Source organism: Falsiroseomonas sp. (genome assembly GCF_041690465.1).
GTDB lineage: Bacteria > Pseudomonadota > Alphaproteobacteria > Acetobacterales > Acetobacteraceae > Falsiroseomonas.
On sequence record NZ_JAWLHG010000008.1, the window covers coordinates 33,086 to 54,708 of the forward strand.

Here is a 21,623-nt window from a genome sequence, read left to right on the forward strand (position 1 = left end):
CCATGAGACGGGCCTGGCCGCCGCTGCTGCTCGCGCTGCTGCTGGCCGCGCTTGCCGCGCCGCAGGGCGCCGCATTGCTCGGCGGCGCACTCGGCGAGGCGGCGGCACCCTTCCCGGCCGGACGGCTGGCCTCGCTGGCACTGACGCATGCCGGGCTGTCGCTGGCCGGCGTCGTGCCGGCGGCGCTGCTCGGCATCGCGCTCGGCATCTGGGTGACGCGGCCGCGCGGGCGCGGGATGCGGCCGGCGGCGGATGCGCTGGCCGCGGCGGCGCAATCGGTGCCGCCCGTGGTCGTGGTCGCGCTGGCGGTGCCGGCCTTCGGCTTCGGGCTCTGGCCGACGGCGCTGGCGCTGCTGCTCTATGCGCTGATGCCGGTGCTGCGCGCGACCGTCGCCGCGCTGGAGGCCGTGCCGCCGGATGTGCGCGCGGCGGCCGAAGCGATCGGCGTGCCGCCGGCGCGCATCCTGGCCGAGGTGGAACTGCCGCTGGCCTGGCCGCTCGTGCTGGACGGGCTGCGGGTGGCGCTGGTGCTGGCCGTGGCGACCGCCGCGGTCGGCGCGCTGGCGGGTGCCGCGACGCTCGGCACGCCCATCGTGCTCGGGCTGCAGAACCAGAACCAGGTGATGGTGGTGCAGGGCGCGGCCGCCACCGCCGCGCTGGCCTTCGCGGCGGAGGGCGCGCTGCTCGCAGTCGCCGGGCGGCGGCAGGGGAGCCCCGCCCGGCTGGACGCGCCTTTGCCGAACTGAGCGGCACCCCCGCGCCGCTGCCGCTTCATTCGAAGCTGGTCGGCTCGTTCACCGGGTCGAGGTCGCCGACAAAGCGCAGCAGGTCGGGCATGGTGAAGGTGCCGGCGTGCTGCGATGGCAGCGCCGGCTTCCAGTTGCGGTCCTGGCGCAGGTAGGATTCACAATCGCCTTCCAGCAGCCCCACGAATACCTCGGCGAGAATGCGGCTGCCGACTCCCGCGAGCCGGTTCCCGCCATCGCCCCTCAGCTGCGCCTCCTTCAGGATGTAGTACCAGAGCGGCGTCTTCTCATGCAGGCCGAGCTCCTTCGCCTTTGCGCCGTCCGGGCCGCTGGATGCGATCTCCGCCGGTGTCAGCGGCGCGATGCCCATGGCGCCGGCAACGGCCTGGCCGCTCGGCAGATGCATCTTCACGCCGCGCTGCAGGTTGCGGTGCGCGAGGTTGCCGCCGCCGCCGGGCAGGTCGTGGAGCGCCGGCACGAGGTAGGGGTCGATCAGGCGCGAGAAGTTCAGCCTGAACTCGTTGGCTGGCGGTTCGGCGCCCTGCGGCGGCGCCTTGGATACGCCGATCTCGTAGAAGCGGTTCCAGTCGATGGCCCAGTCGCCCGGCAGGTTCGGCAACGGGAAGGGGTCGACCTCCGATCCGTCGGCAAGCTTCAGCTTCGGCAGCCTGAGCTTCGCCACGATGTCCGGCTCGCCGACCCGCTCGCCGACGATGCCGCCGGAGAGGCCGCTGAAGTGGAACAGGAAGCTGAAGGTCGAGGGCCCGGCGCCGGGACGGAAGACCCGGTTGTGGCTGTAGTCCTCCCGCACCATCGAGTGGCCCAGCCGATAGGCGGCGACGGAAAACTCGACGGGCATGTAGGGGTCCGCGTACTCGCTCTGCCGCTCGAAGAGGTAATGCTTCCGTCCGTTCGTCAGAACGTCGTGCACGTCGTTGAAGTCCACCAGCCGGTCAAGGAAGTCGTGCAGGACGAGCCACTGGTAGTGCCAGCGCACGGTGCGGCGCGCCTCCTCGAACACCTGGTCGGGGTTTGCGGTGCCCGCGCGGTCGATCCGGTCTACGACCGCGTTGTGGAACTTCAGTAGGGCGAGGTGGGTCTGCGCGACCAGCAGGTTCTCGTCGTTCCGCGGGTCGCCGATGATCGCCAGCCCTTCGCGGCTGCGCGGCAGGTCGTTGGGCAGGCCCGCACGGATGCGCCGGCCGCCAGGCCCGCGCGGCTCGCCACCAGGCCCCGTGACACCGACGGCCAGCTTGCGGGGATCGACGCGGTCATAGAGGAAGGGCTGGTCCGCAGGCCCGCGCCCATAGACGCTGTCGAGGTCGAGCCGCGGCGAGCGGAAGTTGAGCACCGCGGTCGGATCGTTGACCTTCTCGCCGAGGCCCGAGGTGTCGAAGGTGATGTCGTGGTCGATGAACTGGCCAAGATAGGTGTAGCCGGCCGGGATGTTGCGGTTGTCGCCGGACTGCCCGACATCGACCATCGTGGCGGCCAGCTTCGCGAGCCGGTCGTCATCAACCTCCAGCGCCTCGAGGTCCGGAAACATCTGGCCGAAGCGGCCGAAGCTCTGCGTCCGGCGCGCCCCCTCCTCGAGTCCGCGCAGGTGCTTGCCATGCCCAGCTTGCATCGGTCGGTCCTTGTCCGCATCTCCTCCGGCTGCGGAGCCTAGGACTTGCCGCTCTTGAAAGTATACTGAATACTTTTCCAGATGCGAGCGGGGGCGCTGCCGCCGCGCCCCCGCCCGCGCCTACCGCACCGGCATCGCGTACATCAGCCCACCCCGCGTCCACAGATCGTTCAGCCCGCGCGGCAGCCCGATCGGCGAATCGCGCCCGAGGTGGCGCTCGAAGATCTCGCCGTAATTCCCCATCGCCTTGATCGCATTGTAGGCCCAGCGCCGCTCAAGCCCCATGAACGGCCCGTGGTCGCCGGTGACGCCGAGCAGGCGCCGCACCTCCGGCCGCGGGCTGTTCAGCATCTCGTCCACATTGGCCCGGGTGATGCCGAGCTCCTCCGCCTCGATCAGGGCGTAGATGGTCCAGCGCACGATATCGAACCACTGGTCGTCGCCATGCCGCACCGCCGGCGCCAGCGGCTCCTTCGAGATGATGTCCGGCAGCACCATGTGCTCCTCCGGCCGCGGGAAGGTGGTGCGGGTGCCGGCAAGCTGGCTGGCATCGGTGCTGAAGGCATCGCACCGCCCGCTGGCGTAGGCGATGCGCGTCTCGTCATTCTGCTCGAACACCACGGGGCGGATGTTCATGCGGTTGCTGCGCGCCCAGTCGGCCAGGTTCAGCTCGTTTGTGGTGCCGGAGGTGACGCAGATGGAAGCGCCTTCCAGCTCGCTGGCACGCGTCACGCCCGAGGCGCGGCGCACCATGAAGCCCTGCCCGTCGTAGAAGGTGACGGCGGTGAAGTTCAGCCCGTTGGCGGTGTCGCGGGACTGGGTCCAGGTGGTGGTGCGCGGCAGCAGGTCGATCTGGCCGGCCTGCAGCGCCGGCAGCCGTGCGGCGGAGGTCACCACGGTGAAGCGCACCTTGCTGGCATCGCCGAAGATCGCGGCGGCGACGGCGCGGCAGATATCGGCATCGAGGCCCTGGTATTCGCCGCGGCTGTCGGCCACGCCGAAGCCGGCCGCGCCGGGATGCGCGCCGCAATCCACCACGCCCTTGCTGCGCGTGGCGGCGAGGGTCGGCCCGGCGGGCGCCATGGTCTGCGCCATAGCCGGCAATGCGACGGCAAGCGTCGCACCGAGGGCAAGCAGGCCGCGTCGGATCATCTCTCTTCTCCCTGTCGTGCGGGCGCGGTGCGTGCCGCCGCCCATTGGACCGCCGCCACCGCGGCGAGTATGCACGCGCCGACCAGCAGGCGCGTGGTGTCGGTGAGCATATGGCCGAACGCCGCCGTCAGCCCGGCGCTGGCCAGCAGCACGCGCAGCGCCGTGCCGAGGGGCGCCAGCAGGAAGCCCGCGAAGCCGGCGGTGATCAGCGTCAGCGCCACCACCTGTATCGCGGTGGCGAGCGAGATCGCCGCCAGGCTGCCGCGCAGCATGATGCCCGGGTCGTAGATGAAGGCGAAGCCCACGGTGAAGCCGGCGATGCCGTAGCGCGAGGCATGCAGCGCCGTCAGCAGCGGGCTTGCCTTGGCGATGGCAGCGGCGGCGAAGGCGGCGGCAGCGACGGGCGGCGTCGCATCGGCGATCACCGCGAAGTAGAAGACGAACAGATGCGCCTGCAGCGGATCCACCCCGAGCGCCTGGCCGAGTTCCAGCACCTGCGGCACGCCGATCGCGGCCGCGATGATGTAGGCGGGCGTCGTCGGCACGCCCATCCCCAGCACCAGCACCGTCAGCGCCAGCAGCGTGAGCAGCAGCGCGAGATGCCCGCCCGACAGCTGCTTGATGATGCCGCCGAACGCCACGACCATGCCTGTCGCGGTCAGCGCCGAGACCACGATGCCGGCGCCCGCGATGGTCACCGCCAGCGGCGCCATGGTGAAGCCCGCATGCGCGAAGGCGCGGAAGATCGCCACCGGCCCCATCCGCGTGCGCGCCCGCAGCAGCGCGATGGCAACCATCGAGGCGGTGGCGCAGAAGGCGGCGAAGTTGCCTGACCAGCGCTCCATCATCAGCCAGACCAGCACGATGATGGGCAGCACCAGGTGCGCATCCGCCAGCACCTCGCGCCAGGCCGGGATTTCCTTCATCGGCATCGGCGCCAAGCCCATGCGCCGCGCCTCGAAATGCACGGCGGCAAGGATGGCGAAGAAGTACAGCACCGCGCCGATCGCGGCGGCGACAATGATCTGGCCGTAGGGGATGTTGGTGATCTCGGCCATCACGAAGGCGGCGGCACCCATCACCGGCGGCATCAGCAGCCCGCCCACGCTTGCCGCGCTCTCGATGCCGCCGGCGGCGACGGGGCGGTAGCCGGTGCGGATCATCAGCGGGATGGTCATCGAGCCGGTGGTGATGACGTTGGAGACGCTGCTGCCGCTCATCGTCCCGAACAGCCCGGAGGTGACCACCGCCACCTTGGCCGGCCCGCCGGAATAGCGCCCCGCCACGGCAGCACCGAAATTCGAGAACAGCCGTCCGGTGCCGCTGTGCTGCAGGAAGGCACCGAACAGGATGAAGACCGCGATGATGGTGGAGACGATGCCGGTCAGCGGCCCATAGACGCCGCCCGCGGTAGGAACCAGCCAGGCGGACTCGACGATCTCCTCCGGCGAGAAGGGACGCGCATTCAGCACGCCGGGCACCAGCCAGCCCCACTGCATGTAGGCGAGCGAGATCGCGACCATGATCGCCAGCCCCGGCTCCACCGCGCGGCGGATCGCCTCCAGCAGGGTGATGATGGCGATGGTGCCGAGCACCATCATCGTCGGCGTGAACTCGTCCACGTATTCCATGCGGTCGGCCACCGCCATCCAGTTCCACATTACCCAGGCATGCGGCACGCCGGCGGCCACCGCCCAGACGCAGTCGAGGACGGTCGGGCGATGCATCGGCGAGCGTTTCGTCGCGGGGTAGAGCAGGAACAGCAGCGGCGTGAACACCAGCAGGTGGAAGCCGCGCATCTGGATCGGCTCGGGGAATCCCGTGCCGCCGAAATAGAGGTGGACCGCGGCGGCTGCCGCGGCCCAACTCCAGCAGAGGGCCCTCAGCGGGCCCTGGAGATCACGCAAGGCGCGGCCCGCCGGGCAGCAGGCCGGATCAGGCCGGCGGCATCACGCCCGCCTCGCGGAAGGCACGGGCGGCGCCGGGGTGCAGCGGCACGCCCTGGTAGCGCCAGGCCTTGGCCGGGTCGAAGGCGCCCATGCTGGCATGGATCGAGGTGAGGCGCTGGCCGCGGTTGCGGATCAGCGTCCGGGTGATGCCGTACGCGACGTCGTCCGGCACGTCCTTGTGCACCATGATCACGCTGTCCATGGTCGTCACCGTCAGCGGGCCGGTCTGCAGCGTCGGATAGGTGCCCGCCGGCAGCACGCCCTCGTTGTAGGCGTAGGTGTCGATCAGGTGCTTGCGGATGTCGTCGGGGAAGCCGACCAGCCGCGCGGCGCGGCGGCCCTGGCCGAGTTCGGTCAGCAGCGCCGCCGGCTTGGCGAGCGCGGCGTACATGTAGTCCACCTGGCCGTCGGCGAAGGCGGCGCCGATATCGGCGTAGCTGCCGTTCAGGTAGCGCCCGCCATTGCTGCGGATCTGGTCCGGGGATGTGCCGAGGAAGCGCAGGATGCGCTGCAGCGTCATCTCGTCGGTGCTGCTGCGCTGGGGGGCGGCGATCTTGAGGCCGCGCTGCGTCAGGATGGCCCGCATGTCCTCCGGCCCTTCCGCCGTGCGGAGCAGGTTGTGCTCGGTCGGGCTGTAGCCGGTGCCGAGGCTGCGCAGGTCCTCATGCTTGCGGTTGTAGGGGTCCTCGCCGCGGGCGGCGGCGGCGGCGAAGGCGTCGATCCCCCAGCCGATCGGCGACTGGTTGTTGTTGACGCGGGTGGAATTGGCCAGCCCGCCGCCCGGCACCACGCGGATGCGGATCGCCGGATTCTCCTCCGCGATCAGCGCGGAGAGGCCGGCGGCCATGGTGTACCAGCCACCGCCCACCGAACCCGCGACCCACTCGAAGGTCTGCTGCGCCTGCGCCGTGCGGAGCGCGGGCAGTGACAGGGCGCCCGCGGTGGCGAACAATGCGGCGCGGCGCGAAACGAAAACGGGCATGAGGCGTCTCCCTTGCTTCCCCGGTTGAGCATCATGCGCGGCGAGGCGCGCAGGCTGCAACCGCTGCAGAGATGGAGAAGCCGCAATGACTCCCGGCGGTCAGCTTCCGCCGAGGAAGGGCCGCGCCGCCGCAAGGGCGGGCGCACAGCCGGGGACGGCATCGCGCAGCGCCGCCTCGGGCGCAATGGTGCCGCTCCAGGCGCCGACAGCGGTGGAAATCGCCCACCACGGATCGGCACCGGCCCGAGCGACGAGTTGCGGCGCCGAGTCCGCGACGCAGCGCGCCACCTGCTCCACCACGGCCGCCGGGGCCCGCGCCGCGGCCAGCCGATCGGCCATGCCCTCCTGTAAAGGGCCGAGCAGGAAGGTGGCGACCAGCCATGCGATCACGGCCTCGATCATGGCGCGCCGCCGGACCGCCGGCAGGAGCGCGGCTGCAGGGCGAAGGCCCTCAAGCGGGGAATAACAGTCTCGAGCGCCATGGCGCCGCTCCTCCAGGTCGCGGCTGCCGGGGAGGCACCGCAAGGCGGAGGTCCGACATCGCGCATCGTCGTCGTGAACGATACGCCAGAGGGGCCCGGACCGGAGCGCTGGAACTGGCCCTGCCGGCGCGCCGCTTCAAGCCTGCGGCAACGGTTGCGCGCAGTCCCGCAGCTACGCCATGCTTGCCCATCCAGCCCGCCGAGGACACCATGCGCCGCCGCACCCTGCTTTCCGGTCTCGCCGCCGCCGCGACCGCACCATGCATGCCGGCGCTGGCGCAGGGCGCAGCCGCCACGACCTTCCGCTACATGCCGCAGGCCGATGTGACGGCCGTCGATCCGATGAGCACCACCAGCTACGGCGTGCGCAACCACGGCCATATGTGCTGGGACACGCTCTACGGGCCGGACGAGAACTTCGAAATGCGCCCGCAGCTCTGCGAGGGCCACGTCGTCGAAGACGACGGCCTGCGCTGGGTGTTCACCCTGCGCGAGGGCATCCGCTTCCACGACAACGAGCCCATCCGCGCCGCCGACGCGGTGGCCTCCATCGCGCGCTGGTCGGCACGCGACACGCTCGGCCAGACGCTGCGCGCACGCACGGAGGGGATGCGCGCGCTCGATGACCGGCGCGTCGAGATCCGCCTGAAGCAGCGCTTCGGTCCGATGCTGGAGGCGCTCGGCAAGCCGAGCAGCTATCCCTGCTTCGTCTATCCCGAGCGCTTCGCCACGGTGGACCCGGCGCGGCCCTTCACCGAGGTGGTCGGCTCCGGCCCCTACCGCTTCGTCGCGGAGGAACGGCTCTCGGGTGCGCGGGCGGTCTACCGCAGGTTCGAGGGCTATGTGCCGAATCCGCGCCCGCCCAGCCTGCTCGGCGGCGCCAAGATCGGCCATTTCGAGCGCGTCGAGTTCAACTGGATCCCCGATCCCGGCACTGTTGCCGCGGCGCTGCAGGCCGGCGAGATCGACATGTACGAGCAGGTCGCGCCAGACCTGCGCGCCGTGCTGCGCCGCCACCGCGACATCGTCGTGGACCGCATCGACACCGGCGGCACCATCGCGCATCTGCGCTTCAACCACCTGCATCCCCCCTTCGACAATCCGGCGATCCGCCGCGCGCTGCTGCATTCGATCAACCAGTCGGACTACATGACCTCGATCATGGGCGACGACCGCAGCCTGTGGACGGACGGCATCGGCGCCTTCCCCACAGCTTCGCCGCTGGCGAACGATGAAGGCATCCAGGCGCTGATGGGCCCTCGAAGCTTCGACGCCGCGCGCGAGGCGCTGCGTGCCGCCGGCTACGCGAACGAGCGCGTCATCGTGCTGCACCCGACCGATGTGGTGAACAACAACGCGCTCACCACGGTCGCGGTGGATGCGCTGAAGCGCAGCGGCCTCAATGCCGAGAGCGCGACCAGCGACTGGGGAACGGTGCTGCAGCGCCGCTCCCGCCAGGAGCCGCCGGGCCAGGGCGGCTGGAACGCGCTGATCGTGCTGTTCGGCGGCATCGACCTCGGCAATCCCGGCGTTCATCCGTTGCTGCGCGCGAATGGCCGCCAGGCCTGGTTCGGCTGGCCGACCAGCCCGACGCTGGAGGCGCTGCGCGAGGGATGGCTCGGCGCGCCGAACCTCGATGCGCAGAAGGCGATCGCGCGACGGATCCAGGCGGCGCTGTGGCAGGATCTGCCACACATCCCGCTTGGCCAGTACTTCATCCATGCTGCATGGCGGCGGAACATCACCGGCCATCAGAAGGGCATGACGCTGCCGATCAACCTTCGGCGGGGCTGACCCGCCCGCCCCTGGCAGGGCAGCGCCGCCGGCCGATGCGCCGGCGCTGATGGAGCCTCGCGCGCTGCACCAACCGCCCATCTGCGGCGCCGATGATCCGTTGTTCGAAAGAGCAGCGTCGGAGATTGGTGCGGCGGCCGATACGCCGTCCCTGATGTGAGCATCGGTAGCCGGCCATGGGCCGGACGTCTCACCAGACCGCGCGATGATCGCGCTGGGATCGGTGGTGACTGCGGGCGAAGCAATGCCGCGCAGAACTGCCGTTGATCGAGGACGACATGCGCCGGCAGGTCGTGAGCCCGGCCGGGTGCGCGCGGCGTTGCGGATGACGGTCTGCATGCTCCTGCGACATTGGCGGGGCCGCGTCAGAAGCGCTCGGCCTCGGCGCATCGATTGACCACGCGGCGAGCGCTCGCCGCAGGCGAGCACCGCGCCACTTCCTCCTCCCTTTCCACGCTGCGGCACGGGCTCTGCTCCTGGCCCACGGCGCGACTGCGCAGCCTGGTGCTGCCCTACAATGCAAGGAAACATCTCTGAACATAAATTGTAGTCACTAAGTTTCGTTTCTGCCTCGTCTGCCAACATCTCGCAATCATACAAGTTCGAGCATGTAGGACCGCAAAAGCATTTGCATCTTAGTGTTGTATTTACACACCTGGTCATTGACCGCGATGGCCAGCATGCCGATTGTCCGCCACGAGACAAGCCATGCAAGAAGCCTCGCGAGTGGAATATCCCGCGCGAGACTTCGTTAACTCCTTTCGATCACTGTGGCGCAGCTCGTTATGAAGAGGGGATGATCGGCCGATGTCGCAGACTGGGTACACCGGAAAGCTGATCTTCACCGCGCCAGGATGGGCGGAGGACGGGGAGGAGGATGTCGCTGGCAGCATGCCCGGCACCGCTCCCGACCAGCGGCCAGGAGAGGTCCAGACGCCTGCCGGCGTGCCGCCGGCCTTGGCACTGCCGGAAGCACCGTCCAGCGTGGCGACGGAAGGGCCGCAGGGCGGCGAAGCTTCGTCCGGCGCCGACGACGTGGCGGATGCGGTGACCGCGCTGGCGACCATCGCCAACGACACCAGCTACACCAACGGCTCGCTGTGGGGGATGTACGGCGATTCGACGGAGGTGGTGAACCAGTTCGGCAGCCAGGCGGGCGAAGCCTGGTCGGCCGGCGTCACCGGCTCGATGAAGGTCGTCACCGGCGTGGTGGATACCGGCATCAACTACAGCCATGTGGATCTGTACATGAACATCTGGCTGAACCAGGGAGAAATCCCGGTCTCGTTCAAGAAGAACCTGGTCGATACGGACAGCGATGGCCTGATCACCTTCCGTGACCTGAACCAGGGCGCCAATGCCTCCTACGTCACCGACATCAACAAGAACGGCTACATCGACGCCGGCGACCTGCTGAACGACACGCGGTGGGAGAACGGCACCGACGAGGACGCCAACGGCTTCCGAGACGACCTGGTCGGCTGGGACTTCTGGAACGGCGACAACGACCCCTGGGACGACAACGGCCACGGCACGCATGTCGCCGGCACGATCGGCGCGGTCGGCGGCAATGGCGTCGGCGTGGCCGGCGTGAACTGGGCCACCTCGATGGTGGCGCTGAAATATGCCGGCGCGGATGGCGGTGGCTACGTCTCCCGCGCCGTGCAGGCGCTCGACTACTTCACCAACGCCAGCAAGAAGGCGGTGGGGCAGGACTTCGTCGCGACCAACAATTCCTGGAGCACCAGCTCCTACAGCTCGTCCCTGCAGGGTGCGATCGACCGCGCCGCGCAGGCCAACATTCTCACCGTCGCCTCCGCCGGCAACAATTCCCGGAACACCGACAGCACCCCGATCTACCCGGCCTCGATGAGCACCATGGGCTCCGCGGGCTACGAGGCGGTGATCTCCGTCGCCTCCATCAACGGCAGCGGCGGGCTGTCCTGGTTCTCCAACTACGGCACGCAATCGGTGGACATCGCCGCACCCGGCGAGGGCATCGTCTCCACCACCTCGAATGGCGGCTATGGCGGGATGAGCGGAACCTCGATGGCCGCGCCGCACGTCACCGGCGCGGTCGCGCTCTATGCGTCGCTCAATCCCAATGCGACCGCGGCGGAGATCCGGGCGGCGCTGCTGAACTCGGCCGCCCCCACCGACTCGCTGGCCGGCAAGGTGGCCAGCGGCGGGCGTCTCGACCTCGACAAGATGCTCAACCTCGACCAGCTGACGGCGCCGGCGCCAGAGCCGGAACCGACCCCCGAGCCGGAACCGGAGCCGGCGCCCGAACCGGCGCCGACCACCGATCCCGCGCCGACCGACGAGCCGCAGGGCGTTCTCATCTACGGCACCACCGGCAGTGACACGCTCACCGGCACCGCCGGCGGCGACACCATCTCCGGCGTGCCAGAGAGCGGCGACAGGCGCCTCGGCCATGGCACGCTGGACGTGCTGACCGGCGGCGCGGGCAACGATGTCTTCGTCCTCGGCGACGCGCGCGGCGTGTTCTACGACGACGGCAAGGCCACCCAGGCCGGCATGAACCACCACGCGCGCATCATGGATTTCGAGGCGGGCGACAAGATGCAGGTCGCCGGTGGCGCGGGCGAGTACTTCTTCCGCGAGAACTTCACCCGGGACGGCTTCACCGGCACCGGCATCTTCCTGGATACCGACGGCACCGGCACCTACACCCGCTACGACGAGATGATCGCCCTCGTCGTCGGGGCAGCGCCTGGCGCACTCTCGCAGTCGGACCTCATCATCGTCTAGCGAGGCGCAGGGTGGCCAGGTGGTGCGAGGCTGGGCCTCGCACCGCATCGCCGCCCAGGCCCTTCCGCGTCAGCAGGGCTCCGCGCGGAACACCCGGCTCGGCGTGACGAACTCCTCCTGCGCGGCGACGGTCAGGATCTCGCGCGAGCGTGCCTCAGCCGTCCGCCGAAGCAATCCGTATATGGAGGATGCGGCGGCCGAGAGCGCCACCCGCGCCTCGCCCCAGCGCAGCCGGTGGAACAGGAACAGCGCGGCGATCGCATCTCCCGCCCCGTTTATGCTGAGCGGCAGCAGCGGCGTGCGCAGACGCCAGAATTCGCCGCCCTCCCCGGCCAGCAGCTCGATCGCGTCATCCGGCGTCGCCTCGGTCCGCAGCGAGGTCACCAGCACGCAGCGCGGCCCCCGCGCCTGCAGCGCCGCCACCGCGGCCTTTGCGCCCTCCAGCGAGCGGACCTCGCGGCCGGTCAGCCATTCCAGCTCGAACTGGTTCGGGGTGACGATGTCGGCGGCCGGCAACGCGCGGTCGCGCATGAACTCGGGGATGCCGGGGCGGACGAAGACGCCGCGCCCGACATCGCCGATCACCGGGTCGCAGCAATACATCGCCGCCGGGTTCGCCGCCTTGGCGCGCCCCGCCGCGGCAAGGATCGCCTCGCCGATCTCCGCCGCGCCCATGTAGCCCGAGAGCACCGCGTCGCAGCGCGGCAGCGCACCACGCTCGGCGATGCCTTCCACCAGCTCGTGGATCAGCTCGGCGCCGAACACGCTGCCGCGCCAGGCGCCGTAGCCGGTGTGATTGGAGAACTGCACGGTGTTCACCGCCCAGACCTCGGCACCGAGCCGCTGCAGCGGAAACACGGCGGAGGCGTTGCCGACATGCCCGTAGCTGACCCAGGACTGAATCGACAGGATGTTGAGCGGACGACCAGCGTCCGAAGGCGAGGTCGCCTGGTTCACGCGCGCTGCTCCGGCCGGCGGCAAGGGCGCGGACGCTAGGACCGCGCCCGGCCACGGTCAATTCGCCGCCGCCGGGCAGCCGCCGGCGCAGTTGCACCGCGCCCTGCCCTCCCCTATACGCCCGTCTCCCGTGCCTGCCGGTCGCCGTCGGCGGGCCCATTGCGTGCGAGCCCTGCCATGAAGCCCGACATCCATCCCGAATACCACGAGATCAACATCATCATGACGGATGGGACCACGTTCAAGACGCGGTCCTGCTACGGCAATCCGGGCGACACCATGCGGCTCGACATCGACCCCAAGTCGCACCCGGCCTGGACCGGCCAGCAGCGCGTGGTGGACACCGGCGGCCAGATCGCCAAGTTCAACAAGCGCTTCGCCGGCATCGGCTCGCGCAAGGGCTGAGGCTCCCGCCCGCATCGTGCCGGCCAGCGGCGCGCCCCCAGGGGCGCGCCGCTTCGCGTTGCAGGGGCCTCGCGAGCGTCGGGAGGGCGGAGGTCGAACCGGAGTCAACCGGGGTCTTGAAGCCGCCCCGTGCCCACTCCATCTGCGTCGCCGCCGGAGGCGCCCGATCGGGGCCGCCGGCGCGGATCGGCAGGACCGCCCTTGCGGGGTCCATGGGCCGTCATCCGCAGGACCAACCGAGCTTGCTGATCGAAGGAGCTCAATCGATGAATGCGTTCGACGTTTCCCCCCTCATGCGCGCCGCGATCGGTTTCGACCGCATGGCCCGCCTCGTCGAAACCGCCCGGGCGGCGGCCGAGGGTCCTGCCTATCCCCCCTACAACATCGAGAAGACCGCCGAGGACAGCTACGTGCTGACCATGGCGGTGGCCGGCTTCGGCCCGAACGACATCGAACTGACGGTGCACGAGAACACGCTGACGGTCGCCGGCAAGGCGCCGCAGCAGGCCGATGAGGGCCGCGTGCTGTATCGCGGCATCGCCGGCCGTGCCTTCGAGCGCCGCTTCGTGCTCGCCGACCACATCGTGGTGGAGGGCGCGAACCTGGAGAACGGCCTGTTGCACGTCATGCTGAAGCGCCAGGTGCCGGAGGCGCTGAAGCCGCGCCGCATCGCGATCCAGGGCCGTGCCCCGCGCGCCATCGAGGCGAACGAGGCGGAGCAGCCGAAGCAGGCCGCCTGAGCCTGACCTTCTGAGTTGAACGGGGGCCGGCGGAGCGATCCGCCGGCCTTTTTCGTGCCCCGGCGCCAGCACCCTGGCCTGCACCGCCGTCCAGTCCGGGGCAGCGTCCTGACCCGCACGGCGACGCCCGACGGGCCAGCCCGTCAGGCGGGCCCGAGCAGGCGCCGTACCACGGCGAGAAGTTGCTCGTCGCTGAACGGCTTGGTCAGGAAGGCATCATGGAAGGCGCGCCGCGCCTGCGGCAGCCGATCCTCGGCGATCCAGGTCATCATGACGATGGGCGTCCGCACCTGCTGCTCCCGCAGCCGGGCGGCCATGGCGGCGCCATCCATCCGCGGCATCATGAGGTCGGTGAGGATCAGGTCGGGCTGCTCGTCATGCGCGAGCCGCAGCCCCTCGCGGCCGTCAGTGGCAAGCACCACCGCATAGCCCTCCGCCTCCAGCACCATCTCGACGCTCATCGCGACGACGATCTCGTCCTCGACCACCATGATCTTCTTCATGTCATGGGCCGGTGGGCGGGGTGTCCCCGAGGGAAGGCACATCCGGCAGTTCGTCGGCCTCCGCCGGGCGGGCGGTCGCGAGCGGCCTCCGGCCGAAGCGCACGCCGTCCGGGGTGATGTGGAATTCCTCGGCGAAGGGGTCGAAGTCGCTGTCCCGCAGCTTCAGGATCGACAGCATGCGATGCAGCAGCCGCCCCTGCCGCGCGTAGTGGAACAGGATCAGGTTCTCCGCCATCGTCGAAAGGTCGCTGTCGGGCAGCCGCTCGAGCATGTCGAGTTCCTGCACCTCACGGCTGTAAAGGATGGTTGCGCCGAGCGGCTGCAGGATGTTGTGGATCGCCGCCACCAGGGCAGGCAGCCGCTGTTTGTGGAGCATCGCGCGCTCGAACGAGCCGAGCCCGTCCACGAAGATCCGCTTGGCGCGCCGGCGCTGCGCGGCCGTGATCAGCCGGTGGCCGAGTTCGTCCACCAGATTGTCGGCATCGGGCTGCCAGATCACCTCGACGGCGCCGCGCGCCACCAGCCCTTCGAGGTCCAGGCCGATGCGGCGCGCCTTGACCATCAGGCGCGTCGGCGTCTCGTAGAAGCCGAACAGGAGGCCCGGCTCCTCCGGCGTGCACCGGCCGAGGAAGTGCAGGCCGAAGGTCGTCTTGCCGGAGCCGGACGGCCCCAGCAGGAAGGTCGAGGAAGCCGGCGGATACCCGCCCATCAGCATGGTGTCGAACTGCGCGATGCCGCTTCCGATCCGGCCGTTCCGTGGCGCCGTATCCGGCTCGCACGGCTGCGCCGCCTCCAGCCGCGGGAACAGCGTGATGCCCGCATCGGTGATCCGGTAGAGGTGCCGCCCGCGCAGATAGGCCGAGCCGCGCTGCTTGTGCACCACCAGGGCGCGCACGGCGCGCAGCCCGTGGATCTCGTCCAGCAGTTCGATCCAGCCATCCACCATGGTGTGCTCCGGCGCGGCGCGGCTTCTGGCCTGGTTGGTGAGCATCAGCAGGCTGCACCCGGCCAGGCTCGCCAGCCCCTGCATCTCATGCACGAAGCGCCGGAAGGCGGGCTCGCTGCCGAACGCATCATGGATGACGAACAGGCCGTCGAGCACCACCACACGGGCACCACGCCGGCGCACCTCCTCCAGCAGCATTCGCTGCAGCGCACCGGGCCCTTCCTTCTCCAGGATCGGGTAGGCGCTGAGGTAGGAGACCCGCTCGGGCACCAGCGCCGCGTCGTAGAAGCGCAGCGGGCGCATGTAGGTCAGCAGCCGGTCATGCGCCTCGGCCAGCAGGCTGACATAGAGCGCCGGCTCACCGGAAGCGGCGGCGTTGAAGCAGATCTGGTTGGCCAGGATCGTCTTGCCCGCGCCGGGCGGTCCCTGCACGATGTAGGCGGAGCCGCGCAGCAGGCCGCCGCCGAGCACCGCATCCACGCCGCCGATCCCTGTCGGCATCCGTGCCGGAAAGTCCGCTCCGCCCGCGATCGCCACGCCGCTTCACCCCGCTTCTCGCCGATGCGCAACCAAATCGGCCTGCTGTCTACACAACTCAGGATTCGCCTATCACAGGCACGAGATCAACCGCACGCGGCCTGTCTGCACCCGGCGCCCGGATGTTATCCGACCGGAGCAACAAGCCAGCGGGTGCACGCCGGTTCCATGATGCCCTCGAACCGACCGGCTGCGCCGGAAGCTGCCATCGACTTCCAGAGCGCCTTCGAAGCGGTGCCGAGCCCCTGCCTGCTGCTGGATGCCGATCCCCCGCGCTTCACCATCCTCGCCGCGACCGACGCCTATCTGGCGGCGACCGGCAGCGCGCGCGGGCAGTTGCTCGGGCTCGGCATCTTCGAGGCCTTCCCCGACAGGCCCGACGATCCGGGGGCGACCGGCGTGCGGGAGTTGCGCGCCTCGCTCGAGCGCGTGCTGGCGCAGCGCGCGCCCGACACCATGGCTGTGCAGAAATACGATATCCCTCGGCGTGACGGGCGCCCGGGCTTCGATCCGCGCTACTGGAGTCCGATCAACGCGCCGGTGCTGCGCGCGGATGGATCGGTGGCGCGCATCGTGCACCGCGTGGAGGACGTGACGGACTACGTCCTGCTCGAACGGAGCGCCGCCGCGAACGATCGTGACGCCGCGCGCGAAGAGACCATTCGGCGCAGCGCGTGGGAAGTGCAGGAGGCCAACCGCCGGCTCAAGGCGGCGAACGAGAAGCTCCGCCGTGTCCAGATCCGCCTGGGGGCGGCGCTCGATGTCGGCCGCCAGGGCGCCTGGGAGATTAATCTCGCGACCGGGGAAATCGAGCGATCCCCGGTCTGCGACGAGATCCTGGGCCTGTCCGGCGCGCAGGGACGGATGACCGAGGCGGAGCTGCGCATGAGCATTCTCCCCGAGGACCGGGCGAGGGTGGCCGCGAGCTTCCGCGACGCCATGGCGCGGGAGGTGATCTGGGCGATCGAGTTCCGCATCCGCCGCGCCGACAACGGCGCGCCGCGCTGGGTTCGCGTGCAGGGAAGACCGTTCCGCGACACGCAGGGCAGGATCACCCACCTGCTCGGCGTGCTGACCGACGTGACGCAGCGGCGGCGCGCCGACGAACGCCAGCTGCTGCTGCTCGCGGAGCTGAACCACCGGGTCAAGAACGCCTATGCGGCAGTCCAGGCGATCGTCACCTACACGCTGAAGGGCGCCTCGTCGCTCGACGAGGCACGGAAAACCCTCATGGGCCGGCTGCTGGCGCTCAGCCGGGCGCAGGACATTCTGACCCGTACCGGCGGCGGCGGGGCGTTGCTGGCGGACGTCGTCCGCCAGACCCTCGCGCCGTTCCTCGGCGAGGATACCGGCGCCGCGCGGGTGACCAATACCGGGCCGGAGCTTGCGCTGGCACCGAAGGCGGTCATCGCGCTGCATACGGTGTTCCACGAGCTGGCCATGAACGCCGCCAAGCACGGCGCGCTCTCCACCCCCGAGGGGCGCATCCATGTCGAATGGTCGCTCGCCTCGAAAGAGGAGCCGCAGATGGTCACGCTCACCTGGAGCGAGCATGGCGGGCCACCGGTTTCCGCGCCGCCGAGGCGGGGCTTCGGAACGCGGCTGGTGGAACGCAGCGTGGTCAACGAGCTCGGCGGCCGGCTGGAGACGGAGTATCGGCCCGAGGGGCTGGTGCTGCGCATGCGGTTCCGCCTCTCCAGCTGGGCCTGGCTGGCCTGACCGGGCCCGGCGGCGGTCGCGCGCTCAGCCGGGCGGCCGGAAGAACAGGTCGGCCGCCGCCTTGCTCGCCTGGCGCTTGCCGATCTCGCGCTCGGCGCGCGCGATCTCCTCGCGCAGCTCGGCGATATAGGCACGCAGGTCATCCACGCCCCAGCGGTCGATCACCGGTGGGGCGAAGCGGTTGACGGGCCGCGGGCCCTCGGGGTCGTCCATATCCTTCGCCCTTTGCACCGCCGGGCTTTGACCCGGCCCAATCCGGTCCTTATATCCCATGGCGACGAGGCAAGGGCGCCCCGGCTGGCGCTCGCGCCCGCATGTGCCCCGGTCCTGTCCCGATATTCCCGAAGGCCAGCCGATGAAGACGCCCCTGATGCCCAAGGCCACCGCCGTGTGGCTGATCGAAAAGACTTCGCTGTCCTTCGAACAGATCGCCGATTTCGTCGGCATGCACCCGCTGGAGGTGCAGGCGATCGCGGATGGCGAGGTCGCGCAGGGTATCGTCGGCTATGACCCGGTGGCGAACGGCCAGCTGACGCGCGAGGAGATCGCCCGCGCCGAGGCCGACCCCTCCGCCCGGCTGACCCTGCTCGAAAGCTCGATCCCCCTGCCCAAGCCCCGCGGCAAGGGCGCGCGCTACATTCCTGTGGCCAAGCGGACGGAGCGGCCGGATGCCATCGCCTGGCTGCTGCGCAACTTCCCCCAGCTCTCGGACCCGCAGGTCGTCAAGCTGCTCGCCACCACCAAGGAGACGATCCAGAAGGTGCGCGACAAGAGCCATCCGAACATGGCGAACATCAAGCCGCGCGATCCGGTCACCCTTGGCCTGTGCACGCAGACTGCGCTGAACGAGGCGGTGGCCGCGGCGAATGCCCGGACGGGGGCCACCAACACCACGCCTATTCCCACCGACGACGCGGCCTGAAACGAAGCACGCGCCGCGCCGACTGAAACCGGCTGGTCGGGGGCACCGTCGCGGTGCCCCCCTTTCCACTCAGTGGACGAGTTGGCCCTTCAGCCGTTCCATCTCCTCCTTCAGCCGCAGCTTCTCGCGTTTCAGCCGGGACAGCTGGTCCGCATCGGGGCGGGGACGGTTGTCCTCCTCGCTGATGCGGGCTTCCAGCGCGGCGTGGCGCTCCTCGAGGGCGCGGAGGCGGGGGAACTCTGGCATGCGCACGATCCCTGTCCGTTGTCCGCAGGGGCTGTGGCAGGTCGCGTAGCAGGGCCGGACTCGACGCCGGGCCCAACTCCCGCGATCCGTCACTTCTGCCCCCACGACACCCATGTTATGCCGTCTGTCGGCGGGGTCCAGGATTTCTTCGTCCCGCCGCCGGTTCCTTCCTGCGCCCGCAAGGGTTAACGAAGCCCGGCCGCCGCAACGACCATGATTGGATCCGGGGGCGCATGCTGGCCGATCGCGACAGCCTCCTCCGCCGCCTGCACGAGCTGCGCAGCGAACACCGCGACCTCGACACGGTGATCGCCAGGCTGGGCGAGTCGGGCGCGGATCCGCTGCAGCTGCAGCGCCTGAAGAAGCGCAAGCTCAAGCTCAAGGACGAGATCGCCTGGCTCGAAAGCCGGCTGATCCCGGACGTGATCGCCTGATGCGCCGGGGCCGGCAGACCAGGCCCGCGCCGCTTTCCCTCTCCCGATGAGCCGATACGGTTGGACAAGATGAGCGACGCGGCGCCCCTGGTGGGGCTGATCATGGGCAGCACCTCCGACTGGGAGACCATGCGCCACGCGGCCGAGACGATGCAGAAGCTCGGCGTCCCGCATGAGGCGCGCGTGGTCTCCGCCCACCGCACCCCGCGCCGGCTGTTCGACTACGCCGCCGCCGCCGAGGGCCGCGGCCTCAAGGTGCTGATCGCCGGCGCCGGCGGGGCGGCGCATCTGCCGGGCATGGCGGCCTCGATGACGGCGCTGCCGGTGCTCGGCGTGCCGGTGGAAAGCCATGCGCTGAAGGGCATGGACAGCCTGCTTTCCATCGTCCAGATGCCGGCCGGCATCCCCGTCGGCACCCTGGCGATCGGGCGGGCCGGCGCGGTGAACGCGGCGCTGCTGGCCGCGGCCATCCTGGCCCTGGCCGACCCCGACCTGGCGCGGCGGCTCGCTGCCTGGCGCGCTGCGCAGACGGAGTCGGTGCCGGAGATGCCGGCATGACCTCGCCCTTGGCGCCCGGCTCGACCATCGGCATCCTCGGCGGCGGGCAGCTCGGCCGCATGTCGGCGCTGGCCGCGGCCCGGCTCGGCTATCGCTGCCACGTCTATGCGCCGGAGGCCGACAGCCCGGGGATGCAGGTGGCGGCCGCGCGCAGTGTCGCCGGCTATGAGGATGCCGCGGCACTCTCCGCCTTCGCCGCCGCGGTGGACGTGGTGACCTTCGAGTTCGAGAACGTCCCCGCCGCCACGCTCGACATTCTCGCCCCCCTGGTACCTTGCCGGCCGGGGGTGGAGGCGCTGCGCATCGGCCAGGACCGCCTGCTGGAGAAGCGCTTCTTCGACTCGGCCGGACTGCCCGTCGGCCCCTGGCGAGAGGTCGCCAGCCGCGCCGATCTGGAGGCGGCGGTCGCCGCCCTCGGCCTGCCGGCGGTGCTGAAGACCACCCGGCTCGGCTATGACGGGCGGGGCCAGGCGGTGTTGCGCGCGCCGGAGGATCTCGATCCGGCCTGGGAGAGGCTGGCGCCGCGGCCGCTGATCCTGGAAGCCTTCATCCCCTTCGAGCGCGAGATCTCGGCCATCGCCGCGCGCGGCGCGGATGGCGCGGTGGTGACCTTCGACGCCACCGAGAACCGCCACCATCACCACATCCTCGACCTCTCGATCGCCCCGGCCCAGGTCCCGGCCGAGGTGGCCTCGGCTGCTCGCGCCCACGTCGCGCGGCTGGCAGACGGACTCGGGCTGGTCGGCCTGCTGGCCCTGGAGATGTTCCTGCTGCCGGATGGTCGTCTGCTGGCCAATGAGATGGCGCCGCGGCCGCACAATTCGGGCCATTGGACGATGGATGCCTGCCTGTGCGGGCAGTTCGAGATGCATGTGCGGGCGGTGGCCGGGTTGCCGCTGCCGGATCCCGCCCGACATCACGATGCCGTGATGAAGAATCTGGTCGGACCCGAATCCTACGCCCGCTGGCCGGATCTGGCGGCGCAACCCGGCGTTGCGCTGCACCTCTACGGCAAGTCCGAAGCGCGTGATGGCCGCAAGCTGGGCCATGCGACGCGGCTACTGGCGAAAGGAAGCCTGGCCTCGGCGGGCGATCCGGCAGCGCTCGCGCCGGTGTAGCGCGGGCGCGACACCCTGCTGTTGCGGCTTCGCCACACTGCGCCATTTCCGTTGCGCAGGAGGTATCGGCGAACCGAATCGGTGATATGTTCCGGTTCATGCATCGCCCTGACTGAGGGCTGGAGCGATCGGCGCCAGGCATAAGGCTTGCCGCTTCGAGATTGGCTCCTTCCTCAGCCGCACCGGTGCCCAGTTCGAGATTCCGAGGAGAATCCCAGATGAGCCTCAAAAGGGCGCTTCTTGCCGCGACGGTGCTGGCTCTGCCGGTCGCCGCGCAGGCCCAGCCGGTCAGCGGTTTCTATGTGGGTGCCGGCGCCGGCATCAACTGGCTGATGGAAAGCGACGTCGACCTCAGCAGCCAGTTCGCCGCGCCGCGCTCGGGCAATGCCGAGTTCAACCTCGGCTGGGGCGGCGTGATCAGCCTCGGTTACGGCTTCGGCAACGGCGTCCGCGCCGAGATCGAGGGCAACTACCGCGAGAACGAAGTGGACAGCGTTTCCGGCTTCGGCGGCGTGACGGGCGGCAGCGGCACGGTTCGCTCCTACGGTGTGATGGCGAACGCGCTGTATGACTTCGACCTCGGCCTGCCGGTGCAGCCCTATGTCGGCCTTGGCGCTGGCTATGTCTGGACCGATGCCGACGGCCTGCGCGGCAACACCGGTGCGGTGGTGGACGGCTCGAACGGGCAGTTCGCCTACCAGGCGATCGTCGGCGCCGCCCTGCCGCTGAACGACGTCGCGCCCGGCCTGGCGCTGACGGCCGAATACCGGTTCATGGGCACGCTGAACCCCGAGATCGACGCCACCGCCGGCGCGACCCGCGGCAACGCCGAGCTCACCAACATGAACCACAGCCTGTTCCTCGGCCTCCGCTATGCCTTCGGCGCGGCCCCGCCGCCGCCGGTGGTGGCTCCTGCCCCAGCAGCCGCGCCGGCGCCGGCCCGCACCTTCCTGGTCTTCTTCGACTGGGATCGCGCCGACCTGACCGACCGCGCCCGCCAGATCATCGCCGAGGCCGCGCAGAACTCCACCCGC

General features: G+C 70.2%; 21 protein-coding genes. 11 read left to right on the forward strand and 10 right to left on the reverse strand.

Annotated elements, in window-relative coordinates; genetic code table 11:
• The first annotated feature begins 2 nt into the window (after positions 1–2).
• Positions 3–746, forward strand: coding sequence for an ABC transporter permease subunit (locus ACESM1_RS10555; RefSeq protein ID WP_372619871.1), 744 nt, complete (start codon positions 3–5; stop codon positions 744–746).
• A gap of 25 nt (positions 747–771) precedes the next feature.
• Here ACESM1_RS10555 and ACESM1_RS10560 read toward each other — a convergent pair whose 3' ends face one another.
• The 5 genes from ACESM1_RS10560 to ACESM1_RS10580 form a co-directional block, all read right to left on the reverse strand.
• Complete coding sequence (locus ACESM1_RS10560) at positions 772–2,373, reverse strand: peroxidase family protein (protein WP_372619873.1); 1,602 nt, start codon at positions 2,371–2,373, stop codon at positions 772–774.
• A gap of 120 nt (positions 2,374–2,493) precedes the next feature.
• On the reverse strand, positions 2,494–3,525 hold the full coding sequence (locus ACESM1_RS10565) for an amino acid ABC transporter substrate-binding protein (RefSeq protein WP_372619874.1): 1,032 nt from the start codon (positions 3,523–3,525) through the stop codon (positions 2,494–2,496).
• Positions 3,522–5,432 carry a TRAP transporter permease gene (locus ACESM1_RS10570; RefSeq protein ID WP_372619876.1) on the reverse strand — a complete coding sequence of 637 codons (1,911 nt, stop codon included), beginning with the start codon at positions 5,430–5,432 and terminating at the stop codon, positions 3,522–3,524. The genes ACESM1_RS10565 and ACESM1_RS10570 overlap by 4 nt, the downstream gene beginning before the upstream one ends.
• A gap of 28 nt (positions 5,433–5,460) precedes the next feature.
• Positions 5,461–6,456, reverse strand: a complete 996-nt coding sequence (locus ACESM1_RS10575) for a TAXI family TRAP transporter solute-binding subunit (RefSeq protein WP_372619878.1) — start codon at positions 6,454–6,456, stop codon at positions 5,461–5,463.
• A 99-nt stretch (positions 6,457–6,555) separates the two neighbouring features.
• Positions 6,556–6,858 (reverse strand): hypothetical protein, encoded by a 303-nt coding sequence (locus ACESM1_RS10580; RefSeq protein ID WP_372619879.1) that lies wholly within the window; start codon positions 6,856–6,858, stop codon positions 6,556–6,558.
• A 290-nt stretch (positions 6,859–7,148) separates the two neighbouring features.
• Here ACESM1_RS10580 and ACESM1_RS10585 point away from each other — a divergent pair, with 290 nt between their 5' ends.
• Together ACESM1_RS10585 and ACESM1_RS10590 are read left to right on the forward strand one after the other, a co-directional pair.
• Entirely contained in the window at positions 7,149–8,732 is a 1,584-nt protein-coding gene (locus ACESM1_RS10585; protein WP_372619881.1) for an ABC transporter substrate-binding protein, read from the forward strand.
• Positions 8,733–9,539: 807 nt separating this feature from the next.
• Positions 9,540–11,504, forward strand: a complete 1,965-nt coding sequence (locus ACESM1_RS10590) for a S8 family peptidase (RefSeq protein WP_372619883.1) — start codon at positions 9,540–9,542, stop codon at positions 11,502–11,504.
• Positions 11,505–11,573: 69 nt separating this feature from the next.
• Here the strand turns inward: ACESM1_RS10590 and pdxY are convergent, their stop codons facing one another.
• The gene (pdxY, locus tag ACESM1_RS10595) at positions 11,574–12,461 is read right to left on the reverse strand and encodes a pyridoxal kinase PdxY (RefSeq protein WP_372619884.1); all 888 of its coding nucleotides are present in this window, start codon (positions 12,459–12,461) and stop codon (positions 11,574–11,576) included.
• 177 nt (positions 12,462–12,638) lie between these two features.
• On the opposite strand from pdxY, the gene rpmE reads away from it, so the two are divergent.
• Positions 12,639–12,866 (forward strand): 50S ribosomal protein L31, encoded by a 228-nt coding sequence (gene rpmE / locus ACESM1_RS10600; RefSeq protein WP_372619886.1) that lies wholly within the window; start codon positions 12,639–12,641, stop codon positions 12,864–12,866.
• 266 nt (positions 12,867–13,132) lie between these two features.
• Positions 13,133–13,606, forward strand: coding sequence for an Hsp20 family protein (locus tag ACESM1_RS10605; protein WP_372619888.1), 474 nt, complete (start codon positions 13,133–13,135; stop codon positions 13,604–13,606).
• A 143-nt stretch (positions 13,607–13,749) separates the two neighbouring features.
• On the opposite strand, the gene ACESM1_RS10610 is transcribed toward ACESM1_RS10605, so the two are convergent.
• Together ACESM1_RS10610 and ACESM1_RS10615 are read right to left on the reverse strand one after the other, a co-directional pair.
• Positions 13,750–14,109, reverse strand: a complete 360-nt coding sequence (locus ACESM1_RS10610) for a response regulator transcription factor (RefSeq protein WP_372619889.1) — start codon at positions 14,107–14,109, stop codon at positions 13,750–13,752.
• Between the two features lies 1 nt (position 14,110).
• Positions 14,111–15,556 carry an RAD55 family ATPase gene (locus ACESM1_RS10615; protein WP_372619891.1) on the reverse strand — a complete coding sequence of 482 codons (1,446 nt, stop codon included), beginning with the start codon at positions 15,554–15,556 and terminating at the stop codon, positions 14,111–14,113.
• Between the two features lie 204 nt (positions 15,557–15,760).
• On the opposite strand from ACESM1_RS10615, the gene ACESM1_RS10620 reads away from it, so the two are divergent.
• Positions 15,761–17,311 carry a sensor histidine kinase gene (locus ACESM1_RS10620; protein ID WP_372619893.1) on the forward strand — a complete coding sequence of 517 codons (1,551 nt, stop codon included), beginning with the start codon at positions 15,761–15,763 and terminating at the stop codon, positions 17,309–17,311.
• 24 nt (positions 17,312–17,335) lie between these two features.
• On the opposite strand, the gene ACESM1_RS10625 is transcribed toward ACESM1_RS10620, so the two are convergent.
• Positions 17,336–17,524 carry a DUF1192 family protein gene (locus tag ACESM1_RS10625; RefSeq protein WP_372619895.1) on the reverse strand — a complete coding sequence of 63 codons (189 nt, stop codon included), beginning with the start codon at positions 17,522–17,524 and terminating at the stop codon, positions 17,336–17,338.
• Between the two features lie 142 nt (positions 17,525–17,666).
• Between ACESM1_RS10625 and ACESM1_RS10630 the strand changes: the two genes are divergently transcribed.
• Positions 17,667–18,233: a DUF1013 domain-containing protein gene (locus tag ACESM1_RS10630; protein ID WP_372619897.1), complete on the forward strand. Its 567-nt coding sequence runs from the start codon at positions 17,667–17,669 to the stop codon at positions 18,231–18,233.
• A gap of 69 nt (positions 18,234–18,302) precedes the next feature.
• On the opposite strand, the gene ACESM1_RS10635 is transcribed toward ACESM1_RS10630, so the two are convergent.
• Positions 18,303–18,479 (reverse strand): YdcH family protein, encoded by a 177-nt coding sequence (locus ACESM1_RS10635; protein WP_372619899.1) that lies wholly within the window; start codon positions 18,477–18,479, stop codon positions 18,303–18,305.
• A 233-nt stretch (positions 18,480–18,712) separates the two neighbouring features.
• On the opposite strand from ACESM1_RS10635, the gene ACESM1_RS10640 reads away from it, so the two are divergent.
• The 4 genes from ACESM1_RS10640 to ACESM1_RS10655 form a co-directional block, all read left to right on the forward strand.
• Complete coding sequence (locus tag ACESM1_RS10640) at positions 18,713–18,913, forward strand: YdcH family protein (protein WP_372619900.1); 201 nt, start codon at positions 18,713–18,715, stop codon at positions 18,911–18,913.
• 69 nt (positions 18,914–18,982) lie between these two features.
• Positions 18,983–19,471, forward strand: coding sequence for a 5-(carboxyamino)imidazole ribonucleotide mutase (purE, locus tag ACESM1_RS10645; RefSeq protein WP_372619902.1), 489 nt, complete (start codon positions 18,983–18,985; stop codon positions 19,469–19,471).
• Complete coding sequence (locus ACESM1_RS10650; protein WP_372619904.1) at positions 19,468–20,589, forward strand: 5-(carboxyamino)imidazole ribonucleotide synthase; 1,122 nt, start codon at positions 19,468–19,470, stop codon at positions 20,587–20,589. The genes purE and ACESM1_RS10650 overlap by 4 nt, the downstream gene beginning before the upstream one ends.
• Positions 20,590–20,807: 218 nt before the next feature.
• Positions 20,808–21,623: outer membrane protein (locus ACESM1_RS10655; RefSeq protein ID WP_372619905.1), on the forward strand; the 816-nt coding region annotated here is incomplete at its 3' end.